The following is a 16,524-nucleotide window of genomic DNA, read 5'->3' on the forward strand; positions in this document are numbered from 1 at the left end:
TCCTCAGCCGCGGGGCTTGCTCGATCTCGCTGAGCCCACGCTCGGACCGACTCCGTCTGTCCGAGCTGCTCAGCGACCCTGGTTGGCGACGGCCGCGGCTGCGGCCGCGGCGGCCTCGGGGTCGAGGTACTCGCCGCCGGCGACGGTGGGACGCATGTCCTCGTCGAGGCGGTAGACCAGGGGCATGCCGGTGGGGATGTTGAGCCCCGCGATGTCCTCGTCGCTGATGCCGTCGAGGTGCTTGACCAGCGCGCGCAGGCTGTTGCCGTGGGCGGCCACCAGCACGGTCTTGCCGGCCTGGAGGTCCGGCACGATCTCGGCGTCCCAGTACGGCAGGAACCGGGCGATGACGTCCTTGAGGCACTCGGTGCGCGGCAGCTCGTCACCGAGGTCGGCGTAGCGCGGGTCGGAGGCCTGGGAGAACTCCGAGGAGTCGTCGAGCGGCGGCGGCGGGGTGTCGAACGAGCGGCGCCAGAGCATGAACTGCTCCTCGCCGTACTGGTCGAGCGTCTGCTTCTTGTCCTTGCCCTGGAGCGCGCCGTAGTGACGCTCGTTGAGGCGCCAGGAGCGCTTCACCGGGATCCAGTGGCGGTCGGCGGCGTCGAGCGACAGGTGCGCGGTGGTGATGGCGCGGCGCTGCAGCGAGGTGTGCACGACGTCGGGGAGGAGGCCCGTCTCGACGAGGAGCTCGCCCCCTCGGACCGCCTCCGCGCGGCCCTTCTCCGTGAGGTCGACGTCGACCCACCCGGTGAAGAGGTTCTTGGCGTTCCACTCGCTCTCGCCGTGGCGGAGCAGGACGAGCGTGTGTGTCATGAGGCGTCCATGCCTTCCCAGTAGCCGGTGTCGTTCGAGACGACGGGGACGTTGAGCGAGATGCGCTCGCCGTTGCCGAAGTCGATCGCGAGCGGGACGAAGTCGCCGGCGGTGAACTCGCCGGTCAGGCCGATGCCGGCGGGGGGCTCGGCCAGGTTGACCAGGCCGTCGGCCGGCACGGTGACGGGCTCGAACTCGGCGGCCTCGATGGTCGCACCGTCGCTCCCGGAGACGCCGGAGATCCCGGTGAGCGACTGCTCCTCGGAGCCGTCGTTGTTGGCCAGCGAGGCCACGAAGGTCCCGGACCCCTCGGCGCCGGAGACGACCACGGCGGAGAGGACGTCGACCACGCCCTCGCGGTTGTTGGAGCCGCCGGCGGGGGTGTAGTCGCGCTCGGTGGCGTAGTCGAACCCGCAGGAGGTCAGTGGTGCGGCGAGCGCGATGACCGCGGCGGCGGTCGCGAGGGATCGGAGTCGCATGGCGGACAGCCTAGCGTCGGCTCAGGCCAGCCCGACGGTCCGCCCTGCGATCAGGATCGCGGCGACGACGAGCCCCGTCCACACGCTCGCGAGCAGGAGGAGGCGCGGCGTGCCGGTGCGCAGCGCCACCAGCATCGGGAAGGACTTCTCGCCCTCCTCGTGGTCGTTCACCAGGCCCGGCAGCGCGAGCAGCACGTGGACGCCCAGTCCGAGGGCCGCCGCGAGGGCGACCATCACGGGCGTCGGCGGTGTCGGGGCGCCGACCCCGCCCCAGCCGCCGTACGCCAGGAACGCGGGGTAGAGCGCGAAGCTCGCCATCCAGGGCACGAACGACAGCGCCCGCGCATGGAGGAACCGGTCGCCGACCGCGGACACGACGAGGAGGGCGAGGTACGTCGCCCCGGCCCGGCGTCCGTTGGCCACCGCGAGGGGCACGACGAGCAGCACCGCGCAGGTGAGGGCGAACCAGACCGTCCCCGGGTCGAGACGACCTCCGGCGAGCGGCTTGCCGGGGCTCCGCCGGGCGTCGCGCTCCCGGTCGACGAGGTCGTCCGACCAGCCCAGCAGCGACTGCCCGACGAGCACCGTGGTGGCGACCAGGCCGACCTCGCGCAGCGGGCGCCCGGCGACGGCCGCGGCGGCACCCAGGACGGCCGCGGTGACCAGGGCCTGGCGTGGGTGCGCTGCCCGGACGAGGAGCAGCGACGGAGTCGTCACGAGGGCCCGAGGCATGGGGCGCAGTATGGACCAGCGGGGTCCGGGGGAGGGCGCGCACCACAGCACCACGCGATCTGTCAAGCCCGGACAGGGCCTCTGACCTGCGCAAACGCGTCAGGAGGTGTCTCGGAGCCGTGTTAGAATGTTCACCTAGGAAGGGGAACTGAACATATGACTTTCACCGTTGGCGAAACGGTCGTCTATCCCAATCACGGGGCCGCGGTCATCGAGGACATCGAGATGCGGACGATCAAGGGAGAGGACCGGCAGTACCTCGTCCTCAGGATCGTCGCACAGCAGGACCTGGTCGTGCGCGTCCCGGCCTGCAACCTCGACCTCGTCGGCGTCCGCGACGTCGTCGACAAGGAGGGCCTCGACCGCGTCTTCGACGTGCTGCGTGCGGCCCACGTCGAGGAGCCGACCAACTGGTCGCGCCGCTACAAGGCCAACCTGGAGAAGCTGCACTCCGGTGACGTGATGAAGGTGTCCGAGGTCGTGCGCGACCTGTGGCGCCGCGAGCGTGACCGTGGCCTCTCCGCCGGCGAGAAGCGGATGCTGGCCAAGGCCCGCCAGATCCTGGTCTCCGAGCTCGCGCTCGCCGAGAAGACCAACGAGGACAAGGCCGAGGCCATGCTCGACGAGGTGCTCGCCTCCTGAGCGTGGACGACGCTGGCCGAGGCCCCTGGGACGACGTTCCCAGGGGCCTCGGTCTCGTTCTGGAGGAGGGCCGCGGAGCCCTGCCCTACACGCTCATCCACGGCGAGGCGCTGGTGGCCTGCGCCGCCTGGGCGCTCGGGGAGTCCGGCGTCGACCTCGCCGATGCGACGGTCTCCTGGGAGGGGCTCGTCGAGTCGGGGGAGGACCTGGTCCTCCACGACGCGCTGTGCCCGATGACCCCGCCTGCCTTCCTCGCCGCGTGCCTCGAGCACGCCCGCGCGTCGGGCCGCCCCGTCGTGGGCACCCGCCCGGTGACCGACACCGTCAAGGTGGTGACCGGCGACGACGCGGGGCAGCTGGTCGGGCAGACGCTCGACCGCGACGCCCTGGTCGCCGTCGCGTCCCCGCTCGTGCTCCCCGCCGCGGTCCTGGCCACGCTGCCGCAGCGGCCGTCGACCGACCTGGCCCGGGCCGTCGCCGACCTGGCCGCGGCAGGTCACGCGGTCGACACGATGGAGGCACCCCCCGAGGGGCGGCGGGTGTCCTCGGCCGACGACGTACGCCTCCTCGACGCGCTCACGACCCGGTCGGGCTGAGCTCCTCCGCGAGCGCGACGTCCTCGGGGAAGGTGACCTTGAGGTTGAGCGGGCTTCCGGCGACGGCAGCGACCTCGACGTCGCGGTAGGCCGAGACGCACGCCGAGGTGTCGGTGCCCTCGAACCCCTCGGCCGAGGCGGCCCGGTAGGCCTCGAGCACGTCGGCGGCTCGGAAGGCCTGCGGGGTCTGCACCCCGCCCACGTGCTCGGTGACGAGCGTGTGGTCCGCTCGCAGGAGGTGGGTCACCGGGACCACCGGGATGGCGCCGCCCACCTCGCGGGCCGTGGAGACCACGGCCTCCCACAGCGGACGGCCGGCGAGCGGCCGGGCCCCGTCGTGGACGACCACGACGTCGACCTCGCCCGCCTCGACGGCGGGGGCGAGGACCCGGAGGGCGGCCCACTCCGAGGCGTGCCGGGTGGCGCCCCCGTCGACGACCAGCACCTCGCGGTCACCGAGGTGCGGGGCGATGGCGGCCTCGACAGCGGCCCGGTCCTCGGGGCGCACGACGAGCACGAGACGGCGTACGTCTGGCAGGGCGAGCGCGTCGCGCACCGACCACACGAGCACCGGGACCCCGCGCAGCGGGAGCAGCACCTTGTTGACCTCGGCGCCGACCCGGCTGCCGGAGCCGGCGGCGAGGATGACGACAGCGGTGGTCACGCGCGGCCTCAGCGGGTGACGAGCGCGGTGGCGATCGCCGCCACGCCCTCGCCGCGGCCGGTCAGCCCGAGGCCGTCGGTGGTGGTGGCGGAGAGGCTCACAGGCGCTCCGAGGGCAGAAGACAGGGCGGCGACGGCCTCGTCGCGGCGCGGACCGAGGCGGGGGACGTTGCCGATGACCTGCACGGCGACGTTGCCGATCTCCCAGCCCTCGGCGCGCACGCGGCGCGCTGTCTCGGCCAGGAGCGTCGCGCCGGAAGCGCCGGCCCACTCGGGCGCGGACGTGCCGAAGTTGCTGCCCAGGTCGCCGAGCCCCGCCGCGGAGAAGAGCGCGTCGCACGCGGCGTGGGCGGCCACGTCGGCGTCGGAGTGGCCCTCGAGGCCGGCCGGCTCGTCGGGCCACGCCAGGCCGGCGAGGTGCATGGGCACGCCTGCGACGAGCCGGTGCACGTCGGTGCCGATGCCGATCCGCGGGACGGGGAAGGGGGAGGTCACGTCGGCATCATGCCGGACGCCCGTCACAATGGGGGCGTGACCGGTCGCCGTACTCCCTGGGTGCTCGCCGGAGTCGTGGCCGGTCTCGCGGGTCTTGCGACGAGCTATGCGACCGCGATGGTGCTCACCATCCGGGAGGCGCCGGTCGTGGCGGTGGCCGAGTCGGTCATCCGGCTCACCCCCGGCCCGGTGGCCGAACGCGCCATCTCCGTGCTGGGCCACTACGACAAGCCGTTCCTCGTCGGCGTCATCCTGCTCCTGCTGCTGGGCTGCTTCGCCCTGGCCGGCCTGCTGGGACGTGGCGGGTGGTACCGGCCGCTGCTCGTCTGGTTGCCCCTCGCCGGGCTGGGCCTGGCCGCCGTGCTGAGCCAGCGCGGCGCCGGCGCGGTCGACGCGCTGCCGGTCGCCGTCGGGCTGCTCACCTGGGTGACGCTCCACTCCGCCCTCACCGACGCCCTGCACCGGGGCCGGGGCCGGCCCGACCTGGCCTCGCGCGAGCGACGGGTGTTCCTCATGGTCGCCGGGGCGGTGTCGGTGGCCGCCGTCGGCATCGCGGTCGCCGGCCGGCTGGTCGGCGCGGGTCGCCGCCACGTCGAGGTCAGCCGCCGGCTGCTGCGCATCCCCGGTGTGACCCGGCGCCAGCCCCCGGCCGGCACTTCAGTCGGGCTCGCCGGGGTCGCGCAGTGGCAGACGCCGGCCGACGACTTCTACCTGATCGACACGACCATCGCGAAGCCGACCATCGAGCCGGACGAGTGGTCCCTGCGCATCCACGGGATGGTCGAGCGGGAGCTCACGCTGAGCTACTCCGACCTCGTCGCGCGCCAGATGACGGAGTCGTGGATCACGCTCAGCTGCGTGAGCAACGAGGTCGGCGGCGGGCTCGTGGGCAACGCCCGCTGGAGCGGCATCCGCCTCGCCGACCTGCTGGCCGGGCTGGGCGTCGACGCCGAGGCCGACTGCGTGCTCCAGACCTCCCACGACGGCTGGACCTGCGCGACCCCCCTCGAGGCGCTGACCGACGATCGCGACGCGATGCTCGCCGTCGCGATGAACGGCTATCCGCTGCCCATCGAGCACGGCTTCCCGGTGCGGACCATCGTGCCCGGTCTCTACGGCTACGTGTCGGCCACGAAGTGGGTCGTCGACCTCGAGGTCAGCACGTTCGCCCGCTCGACCGGCTACTGGACGACGCGGGGCTGGTCGGCGGAGGGGCCGGTCAAGATCGCGTCGCGCATCGACGTCCCGCGCTCCGGCGCCGAGGTGCCGGCCGGGGCCGTGACGTTCGGCGGCGTGGCCTGGCACCAGCACACCGGCATCGAGTCCGTCGAGGTGCAGGTCGACGGCGGCGCCTGGACCACCGCCGAGCTCGGCGGCGTCCCGTCGGTGGACACGTGGGTGCAGTGGTCGGTGACGATCGACGTCGCCGAGGGCGACCACGAGGTCCGGGTCCGGGCGACCGGCAAGGACGGCGAGACCCAGACCAGCGTCGTACGCTCCCCGGACCCCGACGGGGCCACGGGCTGGCACGCGGTGGAGTTCAGCGCCGGCTGAGCGGTGGCGATCGATCGGGGAGTGCCGGCTCGCTCAGGGCGAGCCCGGGCTCCCCGGTGTCAGCCGTTGCGGATGACGTACGCCGTCCCGCCGGAGGCGGCGATCCAGATCCGCTCGAACTGGGCACGGTCGTAGACGCGGCGCACGTCGGCGTTGGTGGCGCCGGCGGGGTCGTTGACCACGACGTCACCGTCGGCCTCGAAGCCGACGACGACCAGCAGGTGGCCGTTGCTGGCCGAGATCGGGGCTCCGGCGAGCTGGTTGCGCCCGAAGGCGATCGAGACGATCAGCGGCACCCCGGCCGCGATGAAGTCCTCGGCCTCGCGCAGGTCGCGCATCCGGGTGACGTAGGAGTCGCCCCCGACCAGCGTGGCGGCGTAGGCGGTGTTGAAGGCCCAGTTGCCGGTGCCGCGGTAGCCGTGGTCGTAGACCATCTTGGCGGTGTGGTCGACGACGGCGTCGGCGTGCCCGGCCGTGATGCCCGTGGGCGTCGGCGAGATGCCGTGGTAGGCGAGCACCATCGCCAGCGACGTGGGCGAGCACCACGCCTCCCCGCCGCCGCCCCAGGCGGGGTAGTGGCCGCTGTGGACCATCTGGGAGTACGTCGGCACGGGCAGGACGGTGCCGGCCGCCGGGCCGGGCTGCGAGGTCGGCCGCGCCGCGGTCGCGTCCGCCGAGGCGACCGCGCCGACGCGCTCGAGGCTGACCGCCTTGCTCGAGCCCTTCGGCCGCATGAGGGTGACGCGCAGCTGGTACGCCGTCACCGCGGAGGTGGCGAACCAGGTGTCGGCGCTGACCCGGCCGAGGTCGTCGGCCTGGCCGGAGTAGGTCCGGCGGGGCACGGGACGGTTGGTGCGCGCCCAGTCGGCCACGGTGTCCCACGTGCCGGTGCGACCGCTGGCGTCCTGCGCCCGCAGCTCGACGCGCACGAGGGTGCGGCCCGGGACGGTGGCCTCCCACGACGGGATGATCGCGGTCGCCCCGAAGCCCGGGGAGGCCCACGGCGAGGTCCAGGTGCCGACCTCGTAGGACTTGCCGGCGACGGTGCGGGGCTTGGCCTTCCGGAGGGAGACCTGTCCGCGCCCGAGCTTGAGTCCCTTGCGCTGGCCGGCCTTGAGGTCGCGGTAGCTGCTCCACGAGGCGAGCTCGACCTGCGGCGTTGCCCGCTTGCGCGCCGAGGGCTCGCCGTCGACGGCACCGGCCGGAGGGGCGAAGGAGCTGGCCAGCAGCAGGGGAAGGGAGAGGACCGCGACACGTCGGAGCACCGGTCGACGATAACCCGGAAAGTCCCACACGTCTCAGGAGTCACATCCCCCGCGGAGGCGGGGCGCCCCGCGAAGCCGGCGGATCGCCTCCGTCGCCCTAGACTTGCCCGGTGACCCTGAGGCTCCACGACACCGCGACGCGCGAGACCCGCGACTTCGTCCCGCTCACCCCGGGCCGGGTGGGCATCTACGTGTGCGGACTGACCGTGCAGTCCGAGCCGCACGTGGGCCACGTGCGCTCCGCGGTGAACTTCGACGTGCTCCGCCGCTGGCTCGCCGCCACCGGCCACGAGGTCGACTTCATCCGCAACGTCACCGACATCGACGACAAGATCCTCGCCAAGTCCGCCGAGCAGGGCGTCCACTGGTACGCACTGGCCTCCGCGATGAAGCGCGAGCTCGACATCGCCCTCGCCGCGATCAACGTGCTGCCGCCGACCTACGAGCCGGGCGCGACCGGCCACGTCCCGGAGATCGTCGAGCTGATCGAGCAGCTGATCGCCCGCGGTCACGCCTACGCCGCCGAGGACGGCAGCGGTGACGTCTACTTCGACGTGCGCAGCTGGGCGGCCTACGGCGAGCTGACGCGCCAGCGCGTGGAGGACATGGAGCCTGCCGGTGACGCCGACCCGCGCGGGAAGCGCGACCCGCGCGACTTCGCCCTGTGGAAGGGACAGAAGTTGGGCATCGAGCCGGAGACGGCATCGTGGCCGTCGCCGTGGGGTCGAGGACGTCCGGGCTGGCACATCGAGTGCTCGGCGATGGCCGGCAAGTACCTCGGCCCGGCCTTCGACATCCACGGCGGCGGCGTCGACCTGCGCTTCCCCCACCACGAGAACGAGCAGGCCCAGTCGCGGGCCGCGGGCCGCCCGTTCGCGTCGTACTGGCTGCACAACGCCTGGATCACCACGGCCGGCGAGAAGATGAGCAAGTCGCTGGGCAACTCGATGCTCATCCCGTCGGTGCTCGAGCGGGTGCGCGGCATCGAGCTGCGCTACTACATCGTCGCGGCTCACTACCGCTCGCACGTCGAGTTCAGCTTCGAGGCGCTCGAGGAGTCGGCCAAGGCGTTCCGGCGCATCGAGGACTTCCTCGACCGCGCCGCCCCGGTCGTCGGCACGTGGTTCGCGTCGGTGCCCGACGCGTTCCGCGAGGCGATGGACGACGACCTCGGCACGCCCGCCGCGGTCGCCGTCATCCACGACTCGGTCCGCGAGGGCAACCGGCTGCTGGCCGACGGGTCGTCGGAGGCGCTGGGCCAGAAGTTCGGCGAGGTGATCGCCATGCTCGACGTCCTCGGGCTCAACCCCGCCGACCCCGCCTGGGCGACCGGGCGGAACGACGACCGGCTGACCGAGGTCGTCGACGCGTTGGTGAAGGGCCTGCTCGAGGAGAGGACGGCGGCACGCGAGGCCAAGGACTGGACCCGCGCCGACGCCATCCGCGACCAGATCAAGGCGGCCGGTGTCGAGGTGGAGGACACCCCGACCGGCCCGAAGTGGAGTGTGTGACATGGCCGGTAATTCGCAGCGCAAGGGCGCGATCAAGAAGACCGGCAAGGGCAACCCCACTGCCGGCTCGGGCGGGCGCGTGCGCCGGGGGCTCGAGGGCCGGGGGCCCACGCCCAAGGCCAAGGACCGGCCCTACCACCAGGCCCACAAGGCGGCCAAGCGCGCCGAGCGCGACAAGACCACCCGCCCCAAGCGGCGTACGACCGCGGACGCCGAGTGGGCGGCCGGTCGCAACTCCGTCGTCGAGCTGCTGCAGGCCGGCGTGCCGGTCGCGGGGGTCTACGTCGCCGAGGGCACCGAGCGCGACGGCCGGATGCGCGAGGCGTTCAAGCTGGCCGCCGAGCAGGGCCTGACCCTGCTCGAGGTGACCCGCAACGAGATGGACCGGATGACCGGCGGGGCCGTCCACCAGGGGCTCGCAGCCCGGCTGCCGGCCTACGAGTACGCCCACGCCGACGACCTGCTCGACCGGGCGCACGAGGCCAAGGAGCCGGTGCTGGTCGTCGCCCTCGACTCGGTCACCGACCCGCGCAACCTCGGCGCGGTCGTCCGCTCCGCGGCGGGCTTCGGTGCCCACGGCGTACTGATCCCGGAGCGCCGCGCGGCCGGCATGACGGCGTCGGCGTGGAAGACCAGCGCGGGTGCCGCCGCCCGGCTCCCGATCGCCCAGACGGTCAACCTGACCCGGCAGCTGAAGGCCTACCAGGAGGCGGGCTGCATGGTCGTCGGCCTGGCAGCCGACGGTGACATCTCGCTCCCCGAGCTGGTCGCACCCGGTGGCCTGGCCGAGGGACCGCTCGTCGTGGTCGTCGGATCCGAGGGCAAGGGGCTGGGCCGTCTGGTCGCCGAGACCTGCGACCAGATCGTGTCGATCCCGATGGCCGGCCAGCTGGAGTCGCTCAACGCCGGCGTCGCCGCCTCGGTCGCCCTCTACGCCATCTCCCAGGCGCGCGCCTGACGATGAGCAGCGCGACCCCACGGCGGCTCCTCGTCGGCGCGGTCCTGCTCGTGGGCAGCGTGGCGCTGGGGCTGGTCGTCGCGGTGTCGCTGTTCCTCAACAGCAGCCGGACCGTCGTGCTGGTCGGCCACGACACCGTCGTACGCCCGACGCTGTCGCAGGAGGCGGTGATCCGGACCGGGCCGGTGCTGCCCGACTTCCGGCTGCGCGACGTGGCCCCGATCGGCGTGACCCTCACGCTCGGCAAGACCGAGGCCGGGTCCGTGGAGGAGCTGGTGGACCGCTACGCCCTCATCGCCGGTGACCCGACCGCGCCCATCGCCAAGGTGGAGGACGTGGTGCTCGACATGGCGCTCACGGCAGCCCTCCGCGGCGTGGCGGTCGGGCTGCTGCCGGTGGCGGTCTTCCTGCTCCTCGGGCGCCACCGGCGCGGCGAGCTCTTCCGCGGCGTACGGACCCGCCGAGGAGCTCTTGCCCTCGTGCTCCTCCTGGCGCTGCCGGTGCTGGTCTGGCAGCCGTGGGAGTCGTCGGAGGAGACGCAGGCAGACCAGGGCACGTGGGAGACGCTCGCCGACTTCCTCGGGCCGGAGGCCTCGCTGCCGCCTGAGGTGCGAGACATCGAGATCCGCACCAATGCGGTCACCAACCAGAGCAGGCGACTGGTGCTGAGCGCGCTCGGGACCTACAGCAGGAGCAAGGACTTCTACTCCACCGCCGCCGACGAGGCCGCGGACCTCGGCCTGCGGCAGCCCGAGGACGGCGAGACCGTCGCGCTGCTGGTGAGCGACCGCCACGACAACATCGGCATGGACCGTGTCGCGCGGGCCATCGGCGAGGCTGCAGGGGCGACAGTCGTGCTCGACGCCGGTGACGACACCTCGACCGGCCAGCCCTGGGAGGCCTTCAGCCTCGACTCGCTGCACGCAGCGTTCGAGGACTGGGAGCGCATCGGCGTCGCCGGCAACCACGACCACGGAGACTTCGTCAGCACCTACCTCGCCGACCTCGGGTGGACCATGCTCGACGGCTCGGTCGTCGACGCACCCTGGGGCGGGACGCTGCTGGGCGTCGACGACCCCCGGAGCAGTGGTCTGGGCAGCTGGCGCGACGAGACCGGCCTGAGCTTCGGCGAGGTCGAGACCCGGCTCGCCGACTCGGCCTGCGCGGCGGCCGAGGACGGCGAGCGCGTGAGCACGGTGCTCGTCCACGACGCCAACCTCGGCCGGGAGGCACTCAGTCGGGGGTGCGTCGACCTGGTCGTCGGCGGCCACACCCACGTCCAGTCCGGGCCCGACCCGGTCGTCGGCGACGACGGTTCCATCGGCTACCGATGGACCAACGGGACGACGGGCGGAGCGGCGTACGCCATCGCCCTGGGCAGCAAGCCTCGTCGCAATGCCGATGTCAGCCTGATCACCTACGCCGACGGACGACCCACCGGCCTGCAGTGGGTGCGGTTGCGCACCGACGGATCGTGGCGCGTCGGTGCCTGGGAGCCGATCGCCCCTGCGTCGTTCACTCCTGACCTGTGATGGCCTCGTCGGGCTTGGTCGTGAGGAAGCGGTCGATGTAGTCGCGGGCGGTCGCGTGGATGTCGACCTCGTGGCCGGCCTGCTCGGACAGGTACCAGCGGTGCTCGAGGATCTCGTGGAAGACCTCGGCCGGCTCGAGCTTGCCGGTGGCGTCGGGCGGGATCATCGCCATGATCGGCTCGAAGATCTGGTGCACCCAGCGACTGGCCACGACGTGGCGGTCCTCGCGCCCGAGGTCGTAGTGGGCGGTGAAGGACGCGATGTCGTTGAGGATCCGGCGCGCCTGGTTGTCCTCGACGGTCATGCCGGTGAGGTCGCGGAGCTCGCGGGTGTGGTGGCCGAGGTCCACCACCTTGGGCTGGATGCGGATCGTGTCGCCGCCGAGGTCGGTGACGATGTCGAGCTCGTCGACGTCGAAGCCGAGGTCGTTGAGCCGCTCCACGCGACGCTCGATGCGCCACATCTCGTCGGCGCCGAACTCCTCGAGGTCGGTCAGCTCACGCCACAGCGCCTCGTAGCGTGAGCGCAGGTGCTCGATGATCGCGAAGCCGTCGATGGGGCGCTGCACCGCGCCGCTCGCGCTGAGGTCCATCAGCTCGGCGAAGATGTTCTCGCACCCGACCGTGATGTCGTAGTCCCGCAACCGGTCGCCCACGGCCTCGTGCAGCTCACCGGTCTCGGCGTCGACGAGGTACGCCGCGAGCGCGCCGGCGTCGCGCCGGAAGAGCACGTTGGACAGCGACACGTCGCCCCAGTAGAAGCCGGCGAGGTGCAGCCGGACCAGCAGCACGACGATGGCGTCGATGAGCGTCGGCACGTGCTCGGCGTCCATCCCGCGGCTGAACAGGCTGCGGTAGGGCAGCGAGAACCGGAGGTGGTGGGTGATCAGGGCCGCGGGCAGGTCCTCGCCGGCGCTGTTCTGGCGCCCGGTGACGACGCCCTGCGGCACGACCGACGGCATCCCCATGCGCTGGAGGTCGCGCAGCATCCGGTACTCCCGGAAGGCGATGTCGTCGTTGGTCTCCTTGACGGCGTAGACGCTGCTGCCCAGCCGCACGATGCGCACGATGTGGCGCGAGAGGCCGCGGGGCAGTGGTACGACGACGTCGTCGGGCCACTCCTCCAGCGGCAGGTGCCAGGGCAGGCGCAGGATGGCCGGGTCCGGCCGGCTGGCAACGATCCGCATGGCCATAGGCGCACGCTACTCGCTACCGGGTGCCGAGCTCCCACATGTCGAGCCGCGGTCCCGAGGTCGCCGCGACCTCCACGCCGTCGGGCGCCGTGGACAGGTCGGCGCCGCCCGGCTCGGACCCGAAGAGGTGGCGGCCCGCTGTGCCGGGGAGGGTGAAGGCGCTGCTCGCCGCGCGGCGGGCGACGACCAGCACGGTCTGGGCGGGGTGCTCGCGCAGGTAGGCGATGGTGTCGGCGTCGACGTGCGCCCAGCGGAGCCCGCCCCGGCGCAGCGCCGGGTGCTCGCGCCGCAGCCGGGCCAGGTCGGCGTACGTCGTGAGCGTCTGCACGTCCCACTCCTCGCGGCGGTGCCACGGCATCGGGCGGCGGGCGTCCTCGCCGTTGACGCCCTCGAGCCCGATCTCGTCGCCGGCGAAGATCATCGGCACGCCCGGCATCGTGAACTGCAGGCCCGCCGCGACCCGGTGGACGGCGGCGTCGCCACCGACGAGCGTGCGGATGCGGGCCGAGTCGTGGGAGCCGAGGATGTTCCAGCTCGACGCGGTGGCACGCCAGCCGAGCGCCCCCTGCCAGGCCCGGAACGTCTCGACGACGGCCGCGCCACCGCGGCGGGGGACCGGCACGGGGCGGCCGAAGGGACGCGCGGGCGAGGCCGGGTCGCGCAGCCACGACCACACCGGCCAGGAGAAGCCGGAGTAGTTCATCGTGCCGTGCCAGCCGTCGCCGTCGACATCCCCGGTCGCGTCGTGGTTGTGCTCGCCGATCACCCACGGGTCCTCGTGCAGGGCGTCCGCGGTGGCGCGCACGGTGCGGGCGACCTCGTGGGCCACGTCGATGGCGCCGAGGCGGCCGGTCATGTTGGCCACGTCGATGCGCCACCCGTCGACGTCGTAGGGCGCCTGCAGCCAGCGGCCGACGACGGAGTCGGGGCCGTCGACCATCGCGTGGCGGACGTCGAGGTTGGCGTGGTTGATCTTCGGCAGCGTGCCGTGGCCCATCCAGTTGGCGTAGGTGCCGTCGTCGTCGAAGTAGTAGAACGAGCGGTGCGGGTCGCGGGGGTCGTCGACCGCGGAGAGGAACCACTCGTGGGTGTCACCCGTGTGGTTGGTGGTGAGGTCGCCGAGGATCCGCCAGCCCCGCTCGTGGACGGCGGCGCTCAACCTGGCGTACGCCTCGCTGCCGCCGAGCAGCGGGTCGACCTCGGTGAAGGTCGTCGCGTTGTAGCGGTGGTTGCTCTCGCCGGGGAAGACCGGCGTCGTGTAGACGATGTCGGCGCCGACCGCGGCGACGTGGTCGAGGTGCTCGGTGACGCCGTCGAGGTCACCGCCGTAGAGCTGCATGGGCGTGCGCGGGTCGCTGCCCTCGAAGACCACCTCGTCGTCCCACTCGGCCGGCAGCGCCCAGTCGGGCACCTCGCGCTCGTCGGCCGCGGCGGAGCGGGCGAATCGGTCGGGAAAGACCTGGTAGACGACGCCGTCGCGCCCCCAGTCGGGCGCGGGCGGGTGGGCGGCGATCCGGAAGTCGGTGGCGTCGGGGAGGTCGTGGCCCACCAGCCCGGCGCCGGTCAGCCACTCCTGCTCGCCCTCGCCGTCGGCGCGGGTCCGGACGAGGAGGAAGCGGTAGTGCGTCACCGGGTTGTGCACCGGCAGCTCGCCCCCCCACCAGACGACGTCGCCGGTGGTGGTCGAGGTCATCGGGTGGAAGACCGGCTCGGCGTCGTACGTCGTGCGCAGCCAGACCGCGTCGACCGGGTCGTCGGCGCTGGTGCGGACCCGGACGATCACGGTCGCGCCGAGCTCGGGTGCCTCGTCGGAGACGTAGAGGGGGGACCCGTCGTGGTGGGGGTCGTCGAGGAGGCTCACGGGCCCCATCCTTCCTCACCTAGGATGGCCGCCGCGCCTTCGGGCGCACGCCGCGTTAGCTCAGGGGTAGAGCACCAATCTTGTAAATTGGGTTGCGAGAGTTCGAATCTCTCACGCGGCTCCACTGTCAGTGCCTGGACCTACCGTCGTCACATGAGCTGCCTCGGGTGCGGCGCGACCCTCACCAAGCGTCACCAGAAGGTCTTCTGCAGCAACCGCTGCCAACGCGCCATGGAGCGCAGGCGCAACATCGAGCGCTGGCTCGCCACGGGGGTGGCACAGACCGCCAGCAACATCGGGCACTACATCCGCACCTACCTGCTCGAGGACCAGCAGCACGCCTGCGCCATCTGCGGTTGCCCCACGTCGTGGAACGGCATCGAGCTCAGGTTCGTCCTCGACCACGTCGACGGCGACGCGAGCAACAACCGACGCGAGAATCTTCGCTTGGTGTGCCCCAACTGCGATTCCCAGCTACCCACGTTCAAGGCGCGCAACCGTGGCAACGGGCGGGCCTGGCGACGTCATCGCTACGCCGACGGCAAGTCCTACTAGCGGACCTGCTGCACCTCGAACTCGCACGCGGGGGAGGCGATCGCGTCCTGGGCGGCGACGAGGCGCAGCTCGCGCTCGCCGGAGTCGAGCGTCTCCTTCAGCACGGCGAAGACCGACGAGGCCGTGCGGGCGAGCGCCTCGGCGGGGGAGCCGGTCGTGGCCAGGTGGGCGGTGAACAGCGCGGCCGTGATGTCACCCGACCCGTTGGCCTTCATCGGCAGGCGGGGGGTCGTGACCAGCCAGGCGCCGTCGGCGGTGACGGCCAGCATCTCGATGACGCCGTCGTCGGCCCCCTCGCGGTCGACCGACGTGACCAGCACGGTCGACGGACCGAGGGCGCGCACCTCGTCCACCGCCGCCAGGATGTCCTCGAGCGACGACGGGCCGCTCAGGGCGTCGCGGTCGGTGATGAAGCCGAGCTCGAACTGGTTGGGCGTCAGCACGTCGGCGACGGGGATCACCGTCGAGCGGTACTTCGGCGGGATCGCCGGGTTGACGAAGCAGCCCGAGGTGGCGTTGCCCATCACCGGGTCGCAGGTGTAGGTCGCGTCGGGATTGGCCGCCTTGACCTGGGCGACCGCGTCAGCGATGACGTCGGCGATCTCCGGCGAGCCCTGGTAGCCCGACAGGATCGCGTCACACGTCGCGAAGGCGCCCCGCTCCCCGATGCCGGTGATCACCTCGGCGACGTCCGCGGCCGCGATCAACGGCCCGCGCCACGCGCCGTACCCGGTGTGGTTGGAGAAGTTCACCGTCAGCACCGGCCACACCTCGTGGCCGAGGCGCTGGAGCGGGAAGACGGCCGCGGAGTTGCCGACGTGGCCGTAGGCGACGTGGGACTGGATCGAGAGGACGCGCACGGACCGACCTTAGGCCACCTGCAGCGAGCGCTTCGAGAGCCCCATCCAGTAGCCGTCGATGACCTGGATGCCCGGCTCGTCGGCGGTCGTCGCCGCGCCCAGGGTCACGAACAGCGGCGTGTAGTGCTCGACGGTCGGGTGGGCGTACGGCATGCCGGGCGCCTTGGACCGGTAGGCCGACAGCGTGTCGACGTCACCGCGGGCGAGGGCGTCGGCGGCCCAGAGGTCGAAGTCCACCGACCAGCCCGGGGCGGCGGCCTCGATGCGGAACTCCTCGAGGAAGGGCAGGCCGTGGGTGAGGAAGCCGGAGCCGATGATCAGCACGCCCTCCTCGCGCAGGGGGCGCAGCCGCTCGCCCAGCTTCATCAGGCGCTGCGGGTCGTCGGTCGGGAGCGACATCTGCAGCACCGGGATGTCGGCCTCGGGGTACATGATCTTCAGCGGTACCCAGGCGCCGTGGTCGAGGCCGCGCGAGACGTGCTGGTGCACCGGCTCGCCGCTGGGCATCATCGCCGCGACGCGCTGGGCCAGCGCCGTGGCGTCGGGCGTCTCGTAGGTCATCTCGTAGTACTTCGGCGCGAACCCACCGAAGTCGTAGACCAGCGGGGCGCCGCTGGCCGTCAGGCTCACGGGCGCCGACTCCCAGTGCGCCGACACGATGAGGATCGCCTTCGGGCGAGGCAGGCCCTTCGCCCAGGCCGCGAGCTGGCCGGACCAGATCGGGTCGTCGAGCAGCGGCGGGGCACCGTGGCCGATGTACAGGGCCGGCATGGGAGCGTTCATGACATCCTCAATAGTTGTTGCTTCAACTATATT

17 protein-coding genes and 1 tRNA gene are annotated in these 16,524 nt (G+C 72.5%); 8 read left to right on the forward strand and 10 right to left on the reverse strand.

Annotation, left to right across the window (positions count from 1 at the left end):
- Positions 1-69: 69 nt before the first annotated feature.
- From ACNKF0_RS03435 to ACNKF0_RS03445, 3 genes are read right to left on the reverse strand one after another with little or no spacing between them, the layout of a single operon-like run.
- A complete protein-coding gene (locus tag ACNKF0_RS03435) occupies positions 70-813 on the reverse strand; it encodes a phosphoglyceromutase (RefSeq protein ID WP_416955772.1) in 744 nt (247 codons plus the stop codon).
- A complete protein-coding gene (locus ACNKF0_RS03440; RefSeq protein WP_416955774.1) occupies positions 810-1,292 on the reverse strand; it encodes a hypothetical protein in 483 nt (160 codons plus the stop codon). The genes ACNKF0_RS03435 and ACNKF0_RS03440 overlap by 4 nt, the downstream gene beginning before the upstream one ends.
- A 21-nt stretch (positions 1,293-1,313) precedes the next feature.
- Positions 1,314-2,024, reverse strand: a complete 711-nt coding sequence (locus tag ACNKF0_RS03445) for a UbiA family prenyltransferase (protein WP_416955776.1) — start codon at positions 2,022-2,024, stop codon at positions 1,314-1,316.
- 156 nt (positions 2,025-2,180) lie between these two features.
- On the opposite strand from ACNKF0_RS03445, the gene ACNKF0_RS03450 reads away from it, so the two are divergent.
- Both ACNKF0_RS03450 and ACNKF0_RS03455 read left to right on the forward strand, forming a co-directional pair.
- On the forward strand, positions 2,181-2,666 hold the full coding sequence (locus ACNKF0_RS03450) for a CarD family transcriptional regulator (protein WP_056602200.1): 486 nt from the start codon (positions 2,181-2,183) through the stop codon (positions 2,664-2,666).
- 2 nt (positions 2,667-2,668) lie between these two features.
- Positions 2,669-3,262 (forward strand): 2-C-methyl-D-erythritol 4-phosphate cytidylyltransferase, encoded by a 594-nt coding sequence (locus ACNKF0_RS03455; RefSeq protein WP_416955778.1) that lies wholly within the window; start codon positions 2,669-2,671, stop codon positions 3,260-3,262.
- On the opposite strand, the gene ACNKF0_RS03460 is transcribed toward ACNKF0_RS03455, so the two are convergent.
- A complete protein-coding gene (locus ACNKF0_RS03460; protein WP_416955780.1) occupies positions 3,243-3,926 on the reverse strand; it encodes an IspD/TarI family cytidylyltransferase in 684 nt (227 codons plus the stop codon). The genes ACNKF0_RS03455 and ACNKF0_RS03460 overlap by 20 nt on opposite strands.
- 8 nt (positions 3,927-3,934) lie before the next feature.
- Entirely contained in the window at positions 3,935-4,348 is a 414-nt protein-coding gene (gene ispF / locus ACNKF0_RS03465; RefSeq protein WP_416958415.1) for a 2-C-methyl-D-erythritol 2,4-cyclodiphosphate synthase, read from the reverse strand.
- A gap of 108 nt (positions 4,349-4,456) precedes the next feature.
- Between ispF and ACNKF0_RS03470 the strand changes: the two genes are divergently transcribed.
- Positions 4,457-5,974 carry a molybdopterin-dependent oxidoreductase gene (locus ACNKF0_RS03470; RefSeq protein WP_416955782.1) on the forward strand — a complete coding sequence of 506 codons (1,518 nt, stop codon included), beginning with the start codon at positions 4,457-4,459 and terminating at the stop codon, positions 5,972-5,974.
- A 59-nt stretch (positions 5,975-6,033) separates the two neighbouring features.
- On the opposite strand, the gene ACNKF0_RS03475 is transcribed toward ACNKF0_RS03470, so the two are convergent.
- Positions 6,034-7,239, reverse strand: coding sequence for a peptidase C39 family protein (locus tag ACNKF0_RS03475; RefSeq protein WP_416955784.1), 1,206 nt, complete (start codon positions 7,237-7,239; stop codon positions 6,034-6,036).
- 110 nt (positions 7,240-7,349) lie between these two features.
- Here ACNKF0_RS03475 and cysS point away from each other — a divergent pair, with 110 nt between their 5' ends.
- Genes cysS through ACNKF0_RS03490 form a run of 3 tightly spaced genes read left to right on the forward strand, consistent with a single transcriptional unit; the run spans position 7,350 to position 11,240 of the window.
- Complete coding sequence (gene cysS, locus ACNKF0_RS03480; RefSeq protein WP_416955786.1) at positions 7,350-8,750, forward strand: cysteine--tRNA ligase; 1,401 nt, start codon at positions 7,350-7,352, stop codon at positions 8,748-8,750.
- A 1-nt stretch (position 8,751) separates the two neighbouring features.
- Entirely contained in the window at positions 8,752-9,708 is a 957-nt protein-coding gene (gene rlmB / locus ACNKF0_RS03485; protein WP_416955788.1) for a 23S rRNA (guanosine(2251)-2'-O)-methyltransferase RlmB, read from the forward strand.
- Positions 9,709-9,710: 2 nt separating this feature from the next.
- Positions 9,711-11,240 (forward strand): metallophosphoesterase, encoded by a 1,530-nt coding sequence (locus ACNKF0_RS03490; protein ID WP_416955790.1) that lies wholly within the window; start codon positions 9,711-9,713, stop codon positions 11,238-11,240.
- Here the strand turns inward: ACNKF0_RS03490 and ACNKF0_RS03495 are convergent.
- Entirely contained in the window at positions 11,224-12,432 is a 1,209-nt protein-coding gene (locus ACNKF0_RS03495; protein ID WP_416955792.1) for a DUF4032 domain-containing protein, read from the reverse strand. The genes ACNKF0_RS03490 and ACNKF0_RS03495 overlap by 17 nt on opposite strands.
- Positions 12,433-12,448: 16 nt before the next feature.
- Positions 12,449-14,293 carry a glycoside hydrolase family 13 protein gene (locus tag ACNKF0_RS03500; RefSeq protein WP_416955794.1) on the reverse strand — a complete coding sequence of 615 codons (1,845 nt, stop codon included), beginning with the start codon at positions 14,291-14,293 and terminating at the stop codon, positions 12,449-12,451.
- Between the two features lie 49 nt (positions 14,294-14,342).
- Here ACNKF0_RS03500 and ACNKF0_RS03505 point away from each other — a divergent pair.
- A tRNA-Thr gene (locus ACNKF0_RS03505) sits at positions 14,343-14,417 on the forward strand.
- A 29-nt stretch (positions 14,418-14,446) separates the two neighbouring features.
- Entirely contained in the window at positions 14,447-14,848 is a 402-nt protein-coding gene (locus ACNKF0_RS03510) for an HNH endonuclease (protein WP_416955796.1), read from the forward strand.
- Here ACNKF0_RS03510 and pdxY read toward each other — a convergent pair.
- Positions 14,845-15,708: a pyridoxal kinase PdxY gene (gene pdxY / locus ACNKF0_RS03515; RefSeq protein ID WP_416955798.1), complete on the reverse strand. Its 864-nt coding sequence runs from the start codon at positions 15,706-15,708 to the stop codon at positions 14,845-14,847. The genes ACNKF0_RS03510 and pdxY overlap by 4 nt on opposite strands.
- 9 nt (positions 15,709-15,717) lie before the next feature.
- Complete coding sequence (locus ACNKF0_RS03520) at positions 15,718-16,491, reverse strand: dioxygenase (protein ID WP_416955800.1); 774 nt, start codon at positions 16,489-16,491, stop codon at positions 15,718-15,720.
- Positions 16,492-16,524: the final 33 nt, after the last annotated feature.

Origin of the sequence: Nocardioides sp. T5, from assembly GCF_048161455.1 — a bacterium.
Lineage (GTDB): Bacteria > Actinomycetota > Actinomycetes > Propionibacteriales > Nocardioidaceae > Nocardioides.